A 14,276-nucleotide genomic window follows, 5' to 3' on the forward strand; every position below is an offset into this window, starting at 1 on the left:
AGCGCAGTGGCAACATCGCCTGGCAATCGGCGCGGGGCAAGGGGCGTACCGACGAGACCCTGCGTCAGAGCCAACTGATCGCCAAGGGCAACCTCGTGATCCAGGCCGCCGACGGCATCGTCGCCGAGGTGCCCGAGATCAATGAACAAACCGTCAGCCAGACCATCGACGCCATGGTCGAAGCCGACCCCGACCTCGCCTGGCTCAAGGAGATGGAAGCGCGCGGCGACATCGACTGGCGGCGGGTCAAGGAAATCCACGACAGCTGGGAATACGAACAGTCCGGGCTGGGAGGTGGCCTGGCGATGGCGGTCGCCATCGTTGCTGCTGCCACCGGCCAATACTACGTCGGGCCGTTGCTGGGCACTGGGGCAGTGGCCGCTGCTGGTGGTGCCGCCGTCGGCTCGCTGGCCGGCACCGCCGCAGTCAGTGCGATCAATAACCGCGGCGATCTGGGGGATGTGTTCGACGACACCTTCTCCAGCGACAGCCTGCGTAGCGCGGCCACCGCCGCCGTCAGCGCCGGGGTCACCAAGGGCGTGATGGGGAAAACCACCACGACCGGCCTGAACTTCAGCAACGCCGGCGACATCGCCCGCTTCGCCGGCCAGCGCGCCGCGCAAACGGCCATCCACGCCGGCGTCAGCACCGCCATCGAGGGCGGCAGCCTCAGCGACAACCTCGAGGCCGGCCTCGACGGCGTACTGACCGAAGTGGTCGCCGCCGTGCTGTTCGACGCGGTGGGCGATTATGCCAAAGGCCACTTCGATCATGGCAGCCCGCAGAAGATCGCCCTGCATGCCCTGGCCGGCGGCGCGGTCGCCGAAGCCACGGGCGGCGACTTCCGAACCGGCGCGCTGGCCGCCGGCGCCAACGAAGCGCTGGTGGAGCACCTGGCCGAGCTGGTCAACGACGACCCGCAGCTGCTGGTCGTCGCCTCGCAGATCACCGGCATCATCGCCGCCGAACTGACGGACGGCGATGTGAATCAAGGCGCCGAGATTGCCGGGTATTCGACGCAGTACAACTACCTTTCCCACCAGAAGGTGGATGAGGTGAAGAACTGCCTGAGTGGAGCGACCTGTTCCAGCGAAGAACAGCAGGAGAAAATGCTGGCCGAGGCCGAGCAGCTTAGCCAAATGTTGGACGAGGAAATGAATGGGCTTTGCCAACAGAACCCGACGAGCGATGCATGTCGCACGGCTATCAACGCCGCCACGCAATATGCGGCGATGCGGGATGCCTGGGCGGTGATGAAAGGCGATGTCAGTCGTTCCTCGCGGAATCTGTTCGACAACGTATACAACAGCGATGGCGCCGAGGATCGCTTCTCCCTATATTACAATACCATCGACAATCGGGCGGACTTCTTTGGTGCTAGTGACCGGTATGAGCAAAATCTGGGAGCTGGTGCGAAGTGGTTCGGCGGGGCGAAGTTTGTGTCGCGGGCCAGGTGGACTGGTCTTGGGGCGAAGGAAGATTGGTCAGATTACACCTTCCCAGCAGGCGCCCTTCTTACTGCAGGTTGGCATGTCGGGGATATTTATGACTGGCGCGCCGAAGCAGGAGAGACACTGATGCAGGGAGGGTTCGATAACTTCAGGACACTATATAATAACCCCGAGGCTGATTCAGTGGCGTGGGATATTAACCAGCTTAAGAATGAGCAACGGATATTGCAGCCTATTCATGAGGCATATCTGGAAGATAGGGACTGGTTTGCTGGGGCCGGAAAATGGGCCACGGACTCTGACTCGTATGTAACATCACGGTTTTTGAGGGATGATATGAAGCAGATGTCAGGAGGGGTTGATATCCTAGACTATGACTCTCGTATTGAATACGGGTGCAAGTTGCTTGGCTACGATGCAGCTCAAGGATGTAGTCCATGAGTTTCGAGATAAAATATCCTCGGGGAAAGGTGATTTTTGGGTTTACGCTATGTCCCGCTGTCGTAGCGTCGTTTTGGGCTGGTGTTGAACTCTTTTACCATCTTCTTCCCAAATTTTTGTTGAGTAAAAATTGGACAGAGCTTTTCTCCGAATTTTTTATGATATTGTGGGTAGTGTCGGCGGGGGGTATGGTTTTTTATGGGATTCCAGCCTTCCTGCTTGCACTACTCTATGCTTCGCTAAAGCTCAGTAAGTCCCTAAAGAATTATTTTCTCGTTTTCATTGCGGGTGGTGTTGGTGCGCAGGTTTGGGGGGGGATGTTCATCCTAGTGTTGAACTGGATGGAGAGGATATTCGAGTTTCCTTGGGCGTTTCTTATGGGGGCATTTTCTTCACTCATCATCGCAATTTTTGTCCTGCCAAAGCCTGCCATGACTGATGAAGGCACTTCGGTAGAATAGTTTGATTGTGAGGAGAGTAGCTGCAACACCTCACACGGCTCTTTAACAATTTGCTTTTCAACCCTGGTCCGCCGTGGCGGGATTCACTTCGCTGGCCAGGGCCCCCACAAAAGTCTGGCCGGCGAGATTCGTGGCGGCCAGGTCAGCCTGTTGGCGCGCGAAGGCGACATCGTCAACGACCGCACCGCGGTCACCGCCGGCCACGCGCGTGCCTATGACACCTATCTCGATCAAGGCGGGCTGATCCGCGCCCGCGACAGCCTGGAACTGAATGCCGGGCGCGATATCGTCAACCGTGCCGAGATCGAAAGCCAGGGCGACGTCGCCTTCCTCGCGGGGCGCGATATCGTCACCGACGCCGTGGCCGATGTCCGCCGCCAGGTCAGCGGCTATGAAGCGGGTGTCGGGGAAGGCAGCGAGCGCACCACGCAACTCGGCGCCAGTCTCACGGCAGGGGGCGATGCCGCGCTGATCGCCGGCCGTGACGTGAGGCTCACCGCCAGCACGGTCGACGCCGACGGTGCCCTGGCCGTGGCGGCGGCCCGCGACATCCGCCTCGAGGCCGGCGAGGACACCACCCACGACTGGGGGGAGACCGACAGCCGCCGGTGGTATGCCAAGGAGCGCACCGATGAGGAATCCGTTAACCAGGTCGGCAGCCAACTGAGCAGCGGCGGCGACACCCACCTCAGCGCCGGGCGCGACGTGCGCCTGGCGGCCAGCGAGATCGACAGCCGCGCGGGCCTGGCCATCGCCGCGGGCAACGACATCGTCCTCGACGCCGCCGAGAACACCAGCCAAACCCAGACCCGCACCGGGCCATTCCGCCGTTCGCAAACCCGCAGCGTCGAACAAGCCGGCAGCGAACTGAAGGCCAGGGAAGACGTCGCCCTCCAGGCGCAGCGCCACATCACCGCCATCGCCAGTCGCGCCGAAGCCGGCGGCAACCTGGCACTCGACGCCGGTGGCGACCTCACCCTGGCCTCGGCGGCCAACGTTCGCCACCACGAATCCCACACCGCCACCACCGACTGGACCAGCCGCCGGGTGCGCCAGCAAGGCAGCGAACTGCTGGCCGGCGACACCCTCACGCTGCGCAGCGGGCGCGATCTGCGCCTGATCGCCAGCGAGGCCAAGGCCGGCGACGACGCCTTCCTGATCGCCGGTCGCGACGTCGAACTGCTCGCCGCCAACGATCAGGACTACTCCCTCTACGAAAAGGAAGAGAGCGGCCTGTTCAGCAGTCGCTACCAGCGCGACGAAATCAACGATATTCGCGCCGTGGGCAGCCGGCTCGAAAGCGGTAATGATCTCACCGTGGTCAGCGGTGTCGATCAACGCTACCAAGGCGCCCGCCTCGAGTCCGGCAACGACCTGACCCTGGCCAGCGGCGGCACCCTCCACTTCGAAGCCGCCAGCGACGTCCACACCGAAGCCCACGAGAAGCGCAGCGGCAACATCGCCTGGCAATCGTCGCGGGGCGAAGGCCGCACCGACGAAACCCTGCGCCAGAGCCAACTGATCGCCAAGGGCAACCGGGTCATCCAGGCCGCCGACGGCATCGTCGCCGAGGTGCCCGAGATCAACGAACAAACCGTCAGCCAGACCATCGACGCCATGGTCGAGGCCGACCCCGATCTCGCCTGGCTCAAGGAGATGGAGGAACGCGGCGACATCGACTGGCGGCGGGTCAAGGAGATCCACGACAGCTGGGAGTACGAGCACTCCGGGCTGAGTGGCGTCGCCCAACTGGTCGTCGCCATCGTCGTGGCCTACTTCACCGCCGGCGCCGCCAGTGGCCTGGTGGCCAGTGGCGCCTCGGCGGCGGGGGCCTCCACCGCCGCCGGCAGTGCCTGGGCTGCCGCGTCGGCCGGCGCCGCCGCGGGCTGGGCCAACGTCGCGGCCACGGCCGCGCTGACCAGCATGGCCAGCACCGCCGCGGTGAGTGCCATCAACAACCGTGGCGATCTCGGTGACACCCTCGACGACACCTTCTCCAGCGACGCCCTGAAAGGCTACGCGGTGGCGGCGGCCAGTGCCGGGATCACCCAGGGCGTCATGGGCGAGTCCACCGACACCACCCAACTCGACTTCAGCAACGCCAGTGACGTCGCCCGCTTCGCCGGCGAGCGCGCCGCGCAAACGGCCATCCACGCCGGCGTCAGCACCGCCATCGAGGGCGGCAGCCTGGGCGACAACCTCGAGGCTGGCCTCGAAGACGCGCTGACGCATGTGGTCTCTGGCGTGCTGTTCCATGCGGTGGGCGACTATGCCGTCGACCAGGAATGGGCGGAAGGCAGCCCAGAGAAAATCGCGCTGCATGCGCTGGCCGGCGGTGCGGTTGCCGAAGCCATGGGCGGAGATTTCAAGACCGGCGCATTGGCAGCAGGGGCCAGCGAGGCGTTAGCTGACAAACTGGTCGAGAGTGCCCAAGAGAATCCCCTCCTGTCCAACACCGTGGCCCAACTCGTCGGTATCGCGGCGGCTGGTCTTGTCGGTGGCGATGTGGAGCAAGGTGCCTGGATTGCGGGGCAGGCGGAAAGCTACAACCGCCAAGCGCACGCCCATGAGAAAGAGATCGCTCAACAACTTGCTGAGCAAAGTGATGGCAAGTACATAGCTGAAGAAATTGAGCAAGCTCTGCGCGGAATGTTTAACGATGAGCTGGGAGAGTCGCCGGGGTCTAACGTCGTGGTGGATCTGCACGACCTCGATGCCATTGATGCCAGCTACTATGACTTCGATGGTGAATGGCTCGCTACCCCTGGGGGCGACGGTAACACCCGTTATCTCGTCCAGATGGTACCAACGGATACGTCGCCGGAACTGGTCGACTACATTATCGAGCAGACAGGGGGAGTATCGTCTTCCTATCGTGCGATGGTATCTCCTACTCCGAGCCCTCGTCCCGAGCCCAAACTACGCTTCCCGGGCAGCATCGCCATGGCGGCTGGGCTACCCTACAACCTCAATCAGACCGATAGCCGGCCATGGGCGGAGATCAAACAAGGCCAGGAAGCACTCACCCGTGGTATCGCCAGCCTAGCGGCACTCCCGGTGACCGGCCCTTATGCGGCAGCCAATCTGACGGCTCGTGCAGCGGCAGGCTTATTCGCCACCGGTGCAGGTTTCGACGCACTAGGACAGTATGCGCAAGGGGGCGAATACCGCCCCGGCCAGACGCTGATGGCTGGCATCACTGCATTGGGCTATGGGCCACTGGCGGGTGGGGGGATACTGGGCAATGCCGCTGTGGGTGCTGTTGCAGGGGGGACGAGCACCGCTGCTAATAACTGGGTGTATGATGAGAACAAGTCGGTGGGTATAGGTGCGCTTTTTGGTGCAGGTGCCGGTGGGCTCGGTACTCTGTTTGGTGGGGTTGTCGCAAGAGAAACTCAAGGTATTCCCCGCCAGATAAGTTTGCCTTACTTCCAGACGCCAGCATCCATTACCATCCCATTGCCATCCGCGGAATCCTTGGGTAATGCCACCCAGACAATGATCAGTAATATGCCGGCACTGATTAACCTTCCTGATGTTGAGAGATAAGGAGACGACGCAGTGATGCCGAAACTTGATAAAAGAAGTGCTAATAGGCAGTGGGTTAAGGATAGGACATGGCCAGAGTTTTTGCTCTACCATTTAAAGTACAGCTTGCTTGCTGTCGTCGCCTTTCTCTTTTTCTGGAATAGTGTGGCTATTGGGGAGTGGCTGTATGCCCTTTTTGGTGCTGAGCTGAGAGGTTACGGTCCTCCACAACAGCGTTGGCATCGTGTATGGGCGGTAGGCTTCGTTGCCATGTATCTATTCGGTCTAATGATCGGGCTGTTCAATATGTGGTATTACAGAAAACATCCTGAAGAAGCAAGTAGATTAAGGAAGAGGCAAGAAGAGCGGAAAAATGAGAAGACCTATGAGGCCCAAAATTCACCAATGCGCGCCTCCTTTATCGAACCAACTGCTGCAGGCGATATCGTGCATCGCGCTGAGTTGAGTAAGACGGAGCAGGGTTATGCGTTGCGGCTGAGCCAAACGGGGCAGGATGTTCAGCAGGAAGACCGCATAGAGAAGTTTGAGTCTGAGCAGGCGGTGAAGCAGTATCTTGAGCAAAATACCCCGTTTCGATGGGGTGATTTTATTACTCCAGCAGCTATTGAGAAGAACAGGCAGGCGAATGAAGAAATACCACCGATCGGTTTGCTGATGGATAAGCTTGGGCTCTCTGGGATATTCGGGTCGTTATTGAGCATTATCTTAGTGACCAAACACATGCCCGCATTAACAGAAGACGGGATGAGTGACGTGCTGAGAAGTTTTGTCATCGTGCTCGCTGCTGTGTTTGGCTGGTGGGTAGGAAGGCAATGTTCACGGCTGTTCAAGCAGCAGTGAACGGTAAGGCAATGGAAGGCAACCTAGCCAGCGGCGTCGATCAACGCTACCAAGGTGCCCGCCTCGAGTCCGGTAACGACCTGACCCTGGCCAGCGGCGGCGCCATCCACTTCGAAGCCGCCAGCGACCTGTACACTGAATCCCACGAGGAGCGCAGCAGCAACTTCTGTGCTCTCCCCAAGTGGAAGTGACAATGGTAACGAAGCGTTGAGCTAGACCGGATCTGTTTCGGCTTCTGCTTTGATGGCCTCTTGAACGGCTTTGCGAGCTTCAATCCGTTGCATATAACGATGAAGTGTAGGCCAATCCTTGATATCTATCGAAAAGTTGGGCATCCAGGTGAGCACAGTGTAGAGGTAAGGGTCAGCTATGCTGTAAGTCCCCATCAGGTAGTCCTGGTGCTCAAGAGTGTTGACGAGGAAGTCGAATCGCTTGAAGAGCTTCTTCTTGAAAATGTCTTTCACATCTTCAGGAATCTCGTCGTTGAATAGCGGATTGCTACCGCCATGGATTTCAGAGGTGATGAAGTTGAGCCACTCCTGCAGGCGGACTCGCTCCCAGCTTCCATTGGCAGGTGCCAGCTCGGCATCGGGTACCAAATCAGCGAGATACTGCACAATGGCCGGGCCTTCTGTTAGCACCTTGCCATTGTCCAACTCAAGGGCGGCAACATACCCCTTTGGATTGACTTCCAGGAAGTTTCCGCCTTCTGCAGTCTTCTTGGTCTTGTTGTTGATTCGGACCAGTTGGAATTCAAGCCCAAGCTCCCGCATGAGGATATGAGGGGAAAGTGAGCATGCCTTGGGGGCGAAATATAGCTTCATACTGCCTCTTGGTAGGTATTTCCGTAAGTGTTGAGTGGGCCTTTCCATACTCGGCATTGGTGCCGTAAACCTACGAGGTATGCTACAAAGCTGATCTTGGTAGGTAAAATCACAATTCATGTTTCTGACATAAGCTGTCCTAATGATGCGTTGTCCTATATGGAATGGGCGCTTCTGGGAGCTGCTTTATGGCTTTCTGGATAATGTGTCAGCGACATTTTGAATGTGATCGAGTAACGCAGTGACGGGCAGAGACTTGTGATTGGAGGCTGCAAGTACCAAACCGAACTCACGGTATACAGACTCAGCCAGTTCCATGACGCGAATGCCACGAATGTCGTCCGGAACGGTCGAGAACGGCACCACGGAAAGCCCCATCCCTTCCCTGATTAGTGAATAGGCCGTATCCCAGTCCTGCACGGAAATGCGAACATTTTTGAGGTCTACTCCGTGCTGAGAGGCGATTTCCTGGCCATGTAAATGACAACCGCCCGTTGCGGCGATAAAGGGTTCGTCCACCAGTTCGTGGAGTGCGACGCCTTTTGAAGATGATCGGCGGGCCAAGGGGTGTGCAGAGGGCATCACGACTACCCAGGCATCCCTACCGAGAGGTATCGCCTGTCGGTGGGGAGCGGGGTTCATGACGACGCCTAGGTCGATGCTTTCATTGGCCAGCCATTCTTCAACCTCTTTATCCGTACCATTCAGGTGGACCACTTCGATACCAGGATGTATTCGGGAAAACGAACTGATGAGCGGTCGAAGCATTAAGGCGAAGACTGAAGGGAAGCTTGCGAGCGTGATCCTTCCCTTATCCCACTCCTTGGCGGAATCTGCCAGGTTCTGGATCGATTCGAGCTCAGCCAGCATCTGACGAGCTCTGTCCAATACCTGTTGCCCTACGGCGGTAACGGACGTCTGGCGGCGTTCTCGCACGAAGACCTTGATGCCGAGGCTCTCTTCCATCTGTGTAATCGCCTGACTCGCGCCGGACTGGGTAATGCCATAGCGTTCAGCGGCTTTCGACACACTGCCGGCGTCGGCAACGGCAACGAGCAGCCGCCAGTGCAAGAGGTTCATCATGTCAGTAGCTCTCCTTATATGCAGGCTGTGAATCTCTAAGGAAACACTGAATGAACGTTTTGACTACCGGAAGGCTAAGGTAGAGTGGGCCATCGCATAGGCAAGAAAACACCCCGCTGTCGCAGACAGCGGGGTGCTTCGTTAGCCGTGAGCGCGCGATATGGCGTCAGGCAGTGGCCGCGGACTTGGTGCCGACCAGCTCGGTCAGGGTTTCCTCGATGATGCTGAGACCTTCCTCGAGCACCTCGTCCTCGATGGTCACCGGCATCAGGAAGCGGATGGAGTTGCCGTACATGCCGCAGGAGAGCAGGATCAGCCCCTTCTCGCGGGCCTTCTTGCACAAGGCTCCGGCGAGGTCGGCGTCCGGGGTGTGGGCGGCCTTGTCGGAGACCAGGTCGAAGGCAGCCATGGCGCCCGTGTTGCGGGGGTTGTCGACGCACTCGAACTGCTGCTGCCATTGGGCGAAGCGCTTGGCCAGCTTGTCGCCCAACTCCTGGCTCTTCTCGAGAATATTCTCCTCCTCGAATACCTCGAGCACTGCCAGGACCGCAGCACAGGAGACCGGGCTGCCGGTGTAGGTACCACCCAGCGAGTTACCGCCGGAGGCATCCATATGCTTGTCGGTGCCGACCACGGCGGAGATCGGCATACCGTCCGCCATGCTCTTGGCCATGGTGATGATGTCCGGCTCGACGCCACTGTGCTCGATGGCGAACATCTTGCCGGTGCGCCCGAAACCGCTCTGCACTTCGTCGACGATCATCAGCATGCCGTGCTCGTCGCAGATATCGCGGATCGCCTTGAGGAAACTCGCCGGCGCCGGATAGAAACCGCCCTCGCCAAGCACCGGCTCGAGAATGATCGCCGCGGTGTCCTTGGGATTGGCGTCGGTCTTGAGGGCCATCTTCAGGCCGCGCAAAGCTTCGTCCTCGCTAACGCCGTGATAGGGCACCGGGTAGGGCGCGCGGAAGACCGTGCCTGGCATCGGGCCGAAATCGGTCTGGTAGGGGTTGACCTTGCCGTTCATGGCCATGGTCATGAAGGTACGGCCATGATAGCCGCCGTCGAAGCAGATCACATTGGTCTTGCCGGTGGCCGCGCGGGCGATTTTCACGGCGTTCTCCAGGGCCTCGGCGCCGGAGTTGGCCAGCATGACCTTGGCGTGACCTCGGACTGGCGTGACCTGGCTGAGTTTCTCCGCCACCTTCACATAGCCCTCGTAGGGCATCACCGTCTGGCAGGTGTGCATCACCTTGTCGAGCTGGGCCTTGACCGCCTCGACGACCTTGGGGTGGCGGTGGCCGATATTGAGCACGCCGATGCCGCCAGCGAAATCGATCAGGCGGTTGCCGTCGGCATCCCAGACCAAGGCATTCTCGGCCTTGTCGGCGAACTGGGTGGCGGGGCTGGCGGCGCCGTTGGCGACGTAGCGTTTCTTGAGTTCGTTGAGTTGGGCATTGTTCATGGGGTTGCTCCTGTCGAATGAACGATTGGCACTCAAAGGCCGCCGACACACACGTATTTTAGTTCAGTGAAATCTTCTAGCCCGTGGTGCGAACCCTCGCGTCCCAGGCCGGATTCCTTGACGCCGCCGAAGGGCGCCAGCTCGGTCGAGAGCAGCCCTTCGTTGATGGCCACCATGCCATATTCCAGGCCTTCCATGACACGCCAGATACGCCGGTAGTCGCGGGCGTAGAAGTAGGCGGCCAGACCGAACTCGGTGGCATTGGCCATGGCAATGGCCTGTTCCTCGGTATCGAAGCGGAACACCGGCGCCAAGGGACCGAAGGTTTCATCCCTGGCCACGCGCATCTCGGGCGTGACGTCGGCGAGCACCGTGGGCTGGAAGAAGGTGCCGCCGAGCGCATGGGGTTCGCCGCCACAGACCAGTCGGGCGCCCTTGTCCAGGGCATCGCGGATGTGCGACTGCACCTTGTCCACCGCTGCCGCATTGATCAGCGGGCCCTGGACCACACTATCCTCCAGGCCATTGCCGACCTTGAGCTCGGCGACGCGCTTGGCCAGTTTCTCGATAAAAGCGTCGTACACATTGGCCTGGACCAGCAAGCGATTGGTGCACACGCAGGTCTGGCCGGAATTGCGGAACTTGGAGGCGATGGCCCCTTCCACAGCAGCATCGAGATCGGCATCGTCGAAGACGATGAAGGGAGCATTGCCGCCCAACTCCATGGCCGCTTTCTTGACGGTACCGGCGCACTGAGCGAGCAAGCGCTTACCCACTGGAGTGGAGCCAGTGAACGAGACCTTGCGCACGCGCGGATCGGTGGTCAGCACTTCACCGATTTCGGCGGGGCGTTCGGCGGTGATGACATTGAGCACACCGGCCGGCAGGCCTGCCTGCTCGGCAAGTCTGGCCAATGCCAGGGCGGTCAGCGGTGTGGCCTCGGCAGGCTTGATCACCACCGGGCAACCGGCGGCTAGCGCCGGGGCGCACTTGCGGGTGATCATCGCCAGTGGGAAGTTCCAAGGGGTAATGGCGGCGACCACGCCGACCGGCTCTCGAAACACCAGGATACGCTTGTCCGCACCATGGCTGGGAAGGGTATCGCCGGCCATGCGCTTGGCTTCTTCGGCATAGAACTCGACGAATGCCGCACCGTAGGCCACCTCGCCGCGCGATTCGGCCAACGGCTTGCCTTGCTCCAGGGTCATTAGCCGTGCCAACTCTTCCTGGTGAGCCATGATGGCATCGAACCAGGCACGCAGCAGTGCCGAGCGCTCCTTGGCTGGGCGTTTGCGCCAGGCGGGCCAGGCGGCTTCGGCGGCGGCGATGGCGTCGCGGGCGTCATCGCCGCCCAGGTCGGGGACCTCGGCCAGCACATCCCCGGTAGCGGGATCGGTGACGGCGAAATGCCGTGGTGCATCGCGCCACTGGCCATCGATGTAGGCCTTGGGAATCAGCAAGTCGGGAAGTAACGGCATGGTGGTCTCCTGAAGTCGTCGGCCGGAAGCCTATGGCCATCATGTTTGACGCAGTGTGCATTATTTAAAACGTTGCGCCAAGCACTTTCGCTGTGCTTGTCATGGGTTCAAGGGTCAGCGAACCTGTGGAGTAGTGATGCATGGAGCATCGGCGTGGCCGTCGCTTTCCGCTACACTAGTGCGCCGATTTTCTTCCCAAGTGACGAGGTGCGCCTTGGTCGATCCCTTGAATGCCTGGTGGGCTCAGCAACTGGTTCTATGCGACTGGACCTTCGAGCCAGATCCAACAGCCGTGGAAGCCGAGCTGGCAGTAACACGCCTGGTCGAGTTGGGCGTCATCGATCGCGGCGAGCTTGGGTGGCGGTTGATCGAAGCCTTGATGCCGGGCGCCTCGGATCCATTGCGGCAACTCTCGGCACTGGAACTTCTGGCGCTTGCCACTGCTGGCGGCTGGATGCCACAAACCCGGGCCAACGCCTGGGTGCAGCGTGTGGCCACCGACATCACGCTGCATTACGGCCAGCTCGACGATTGGTTGAACGCGCTGCTGCATGCGCGTGGTCAAGAAGGCTGGGTGCGCGGTGACGATGGCTTCTTTGAAGCATGCGAGGCGCTGGCGACCCTGGAACACGATGGTGAGGGTATTACCTGGGAGGTGCTTACCGAGCATCTGTCTCGTCGAAACCGAGCAGGAGCGCTGTGGCCCGAAGGAGGCGGCCAGGATGTATGGCGCCTGCGCGCGGCGTTCGCCCCGGTATTGGCGCTGCCTCCCGATGAGACTCGAGACTGGCCGGCAGTGGGCGGCTGGCTGGCCGACGTCTGGCAAGTGCATGATCGCGATGAATTGATTCGCGTGATGCTGTGGTTGGCCGGGCAGGGTGATCGTTACGGTTGGGATCTGGATGCCGCTCGTTTGCTCGATCAGGATCGTGAGGTGCGTCGTGAGTGGCTGGAGAGCCTCGATAGTGCTGAACCTTATGGTCGGGTGATGCTGGAGTTCCTGAACCGGGGTGAGCCGTTGGAGTGGGGCGCTTGGGATTGGGTCCGGCTGGTCGACCTGGCTTATGCCGGACGTTGCCGGGGTTGGTTGTCCGAGGAGGAGGCGATCGGTTTTGCCGCCCATGCCGCGGATCTCCTGGCACGACGCTACAGCGACTGGGTCGCGCTGGTGAATGCTTACCAGCGCGGACGCAGTCTGTTCGAGGGCCGCGATGGCATGAAGCATGTCGAGCGCGACTGGGGGCTCTTGTTGCAATCGCCAGCGAGCCCTTGGAGCAGGCCCCTGCATGAGCTACTTCATGAAAGCGATCGGCACACCGCCCAGGCGATGATCCGTGCCTGGCGAGGCGATGCGCAACACTGGCTACTGGCGCTGGCGTCGGTGCGTGAGCCGGACCTGTTGCAGCGCCAGGGGCCGGAAGCGCCTATCGATCAGGCGCGACGCCAGGATGCTCAGGGTTACCTCCGTGAGACCCTGGGCCTGTATCCCGACGATGGGATCGCCGGCCTGTCGCGCTATTGGCTGCCTGCTCAGGCACACCACCTCAATCAGTTGGCGGCGGATGCCGCTCACGATGCATTACCGCCACTTGCCACCCCGTTTGGTAAGCCCAGCGAGGCGGCGGTCCTCCAGCGTGACGGGCTCAAACCGTGCAGCCGACATGCCGCCACCATTCATATGGCCGAGAAGTACGCTTTTTACCTGCAGATGGCCGTGGATAGCGGTGACTTCGATGCTCAGGGCTTGGCGCTATTGGCCGAGTCCTTGCGCGGTGTGCTGTGCCGTTTCTACTCCGGCCCACGCCGCCTGCTCGACGCCTGGGCCGCCTGGGAGCAGGCGCTACCCGAAAACGGCCAACCTTCGTTGGTACACGAGATTCGCTGGCACCGCGAGGATCCTGGTAGTCCTTTCCATTGGCTGGATTGGCAGCCCGGTGCCTGGAAGGAGCCGGGGCCGCGGCCAACGCTGACGCGCTTCACGGCGTTGTCTCTTGTCGGCCCACTGAATGCCGGTGCTTGGGGGGAGCCGTTGCGCGAAAGCGAGCACGAATGCGAGGCCATTCGTGAATGGATCGATGGACACTACGGACTGCATGACGCGGAAGGGTTGCGCGAATTCCTGACCTTCCTGCTCGAGGCCGGTGACCGCCAAGACTATCAGATCAACTATGCGCCCTACACTCTCAACTCAGCGCGCTTAAAGGAAGAGATAGCGATTCTCGAATCCGACATATGCGAAGAGGATGAGCGGAACCACCTGCTGCGCCTGAAGCGGGTCCGTGACAATGATGCTGGTTGCAATGAGGTGGACATGGCAGCCTGGGACATAGCCCAGGCGGTGGATCTGGCGATCGCCGGCCGTCAGCTCGGCTGGCTCAGCGAATCGCTCTTTTCGACGACTCTGGATACGGCCCTGGCTTTGGCCGAAACGCATTATGCCGGCTGGTCGGATTATGCCCGGGGCTTGTATGCCGGATTCGCTTTCTTCATGGCGGAAACCGAAGAGCGCGACGCCTTTCTGAGCAGCTTCCGCGAAGGCTTGGTCACCTGGCTGACTGGCGCGCCACCTCTGGCCGGCGCTTGGGCGAGCCTCGACTTTCCCGGTGCGCGGCCGCGCCACTGGGCGCCATTGCATATCGATACGTTGCCGGGAGACGTGCGCACCTTACATTGAGGAAACCCTG

The 14,276-nt window shown here is 60.6% G+C and carries 10 protein-coding genes; 6 read left to right on the forward strand and 4 right to left on the reverse strand.

Annotated elements, in window-relative coordinates:
• The 5 genes from IE093_RS18145 to IE093_RS18165 all read left to right on the forward strand — a co-directional run.
• Positions 1–1,892 (forward strand): DUF637 domain-containing protein (locus IE093_RS18145; protein WP_189471676.1); only part of this gene is annotated, 1,892 nt, incomplete at its 5' end.
• Positions 1,889–2,353: a hypothetical protein gene (locus IE093_RS18150; RefSeq protein ID WP_189471678.1), complete on the forward strand. Its 465-nt coding sequence runs from the start codon at positions 1,889–1,891 to the stop codon at positions 2,351–2,353. The genes IE093_RS18145 and IE093_RS18150, both read left to right, overlap by 4 nt.
• Before the next feature lie 150 nt (positions 2,354–2,503).
• Positions 2,504–5,902, forward strand: coding sequence for a hemagglutinin repeat-containing protein (locus IE093_RS18155; protein ID WP_189471680.1), 3,399 nt, complete (start codon positions 2,504–2,506; stop codon positions 5,900–5,902).
• Between the two features lie 15 nt (positions 5,903–5,917).
• Positions 5,918–6,742, forward strand: a complete 825-nt coding sequence (locus IE093_RS18160) for a hypothetical protein (RefSeq protein ID WP_189471682.1) — start codon at positions 5,918–5,920, stop codon at positions 6,740–6,742.
• 11 nt (positions 6,743–6,753) lie between these two features.
• Positions 6,754–6,933 (forward strand): hypothetical protein, encoded by a 180-nt coding sequence (locus IE093_RS18165; RefSeq protein ID WP_189471683.1) that lies wholly within the window; start codon positions 6,754–6,756, stop codon positions 6,931–6,933.
• A gap of 21 nt (positions 6,934–6,954) precedes the next feature.
• Here the strand turns inward: IE093_RS18165 and gstA are convergent, their stop codons facing one another.
• From gstA to IE093_RS18185, 4 genes are all read right to left on the reverse strand, one after another.
• The gene (gene gstA, locus IE093_RS18170) at positions 6,955–7,566 is read right to left on the reverse strand and encodes a glutathione transferase GstA (protein WP_189471685.1); all 612 of its coding nucleotides are present in this window, start codon (positions 7,564–7,566) and stop codon (positions 6,955–6,957) included.
• Positions 7,567–7,752: 186 nt separating this feature from the next.
• The gene (locus IE093_RS18175) at positions 7,753–8,649 is read right to left on the reverse strand and encodes a LysR family transcriptional regulator (RefSeq protein ID WP_189471687.1); all 897 of its coding nucleotides are present in this window, start codon (positions 8,647–8,649) and stop codon (positions 7,753–7,755) included.
• A 166-nt stretch (positions 8,650–8,815) separates the two neighbouring features.
• Positions 8,816–10,114, reverse strand: coding sequence for a 4-aminobutyrate--2-oxoglutarate transaminase (gene gabT, locus IE093_RS18180; RefSeq protein ID WP_189471689.1), 1,299 nt, complete (start codon positions 10,112–10,114; stop codon positions 8,816–8,818).
• Between the two features lie 32 nt (positions 10,115–10,146).
• Positions 10,147–11,592, reverse strand: a complete 1,446-nt coding sequence (locus IE093_RS18185) for an NAD-dependent succinate-semialdehyde dehydrogenase (RefSeq protein ID WP_189471691.1) — start codon at positions 11,590–11,592, stop codon at positions 10,147–10,149.
• 214 nt (positions 11,593–11,806) lie between these two features.
• On the opposite strand from IE093_RS18185, the gene IE093_RS18190 reads away from it, so the two are divergent.
• The gene (locus IE093_RS18190; RefSeq protein WP_189471693.1) at positions 11,807–14,266 is read left to right on the forward strand and encodes a DUF1266 domain-containing protein; all 2,460 of its coding nucleotides are present in this window, start codon (positions 11,807–11,809) and stop codon (positions 14,264–14,266) included.
• Positions 14,267–14,276 lie beyond the last annotated feature (10 nt).

The sequence above is a fragment of the Litchfieldella qijiaojingensis genome (assembly GCF_014651875.1).
GTDB lineage: Bacteria > Pseudomonadota > Gammaproteobacteria > Pseudomonadales > Halomonadaceae > Litchfieldella > Litchfieldella qijiaojingensis.

What these genes read in the sequence shown, in the direction of transcription:
- IE093_RS18165 (WP_189471683.1), top strand. Translation starts at nt 6,754, where the DNA reads ATGGAAGGCAACCTAGCCAGCGGCGTCGATCAACGCTACCAAGGTGCC.
- gabT (WP_189471689.1), bottom strand. Translation starts at nt 10,114, where the DNA reads ATGAACAATGCCCAACTCAACGAACTCAAGAAACGCTACGTCGCCAAC.
- gstA (WP_189471685.1), bottom strand. Translation starts at nt 7,566, where the DNA reads ATGAAGCTATATTTCGCCCCCAAGGCATGCTCACTTTCCCCTCATATC.
- IE093_RS18150 (WP_189471678.1), top strand. Translation starts at nt 1,889, where the DNA reads ATGAGTTTCGAGATAAAATATCCTCGGGGAAAGGTGATTTTTGGGTTT.
- IE093_RS18185 (WP_189471691.1), bottom strand. Translation starts at nt 11,592, where the DNA reads ATGCCGTTACTTCCCGACTTGCTGATTCCCAAGGCCTACATCGATGGC.
- IE093_RS18160 (WP_189471682.1), top strand. Translation starts at nt 5,918, where the DNA reads ATGCCGAAACTTGATAAAAGAAGTGCTAATAGGCAGTGGGTTAAGGAT.
- IE093_RS18175 (WP_189471687.1), bottom strand. Translation starts at nt 8,649, where the DNA reads ATGATGAACCTCTTGCACTGGCGGCTGCTCGTTGCCGTTGCCGACGCC.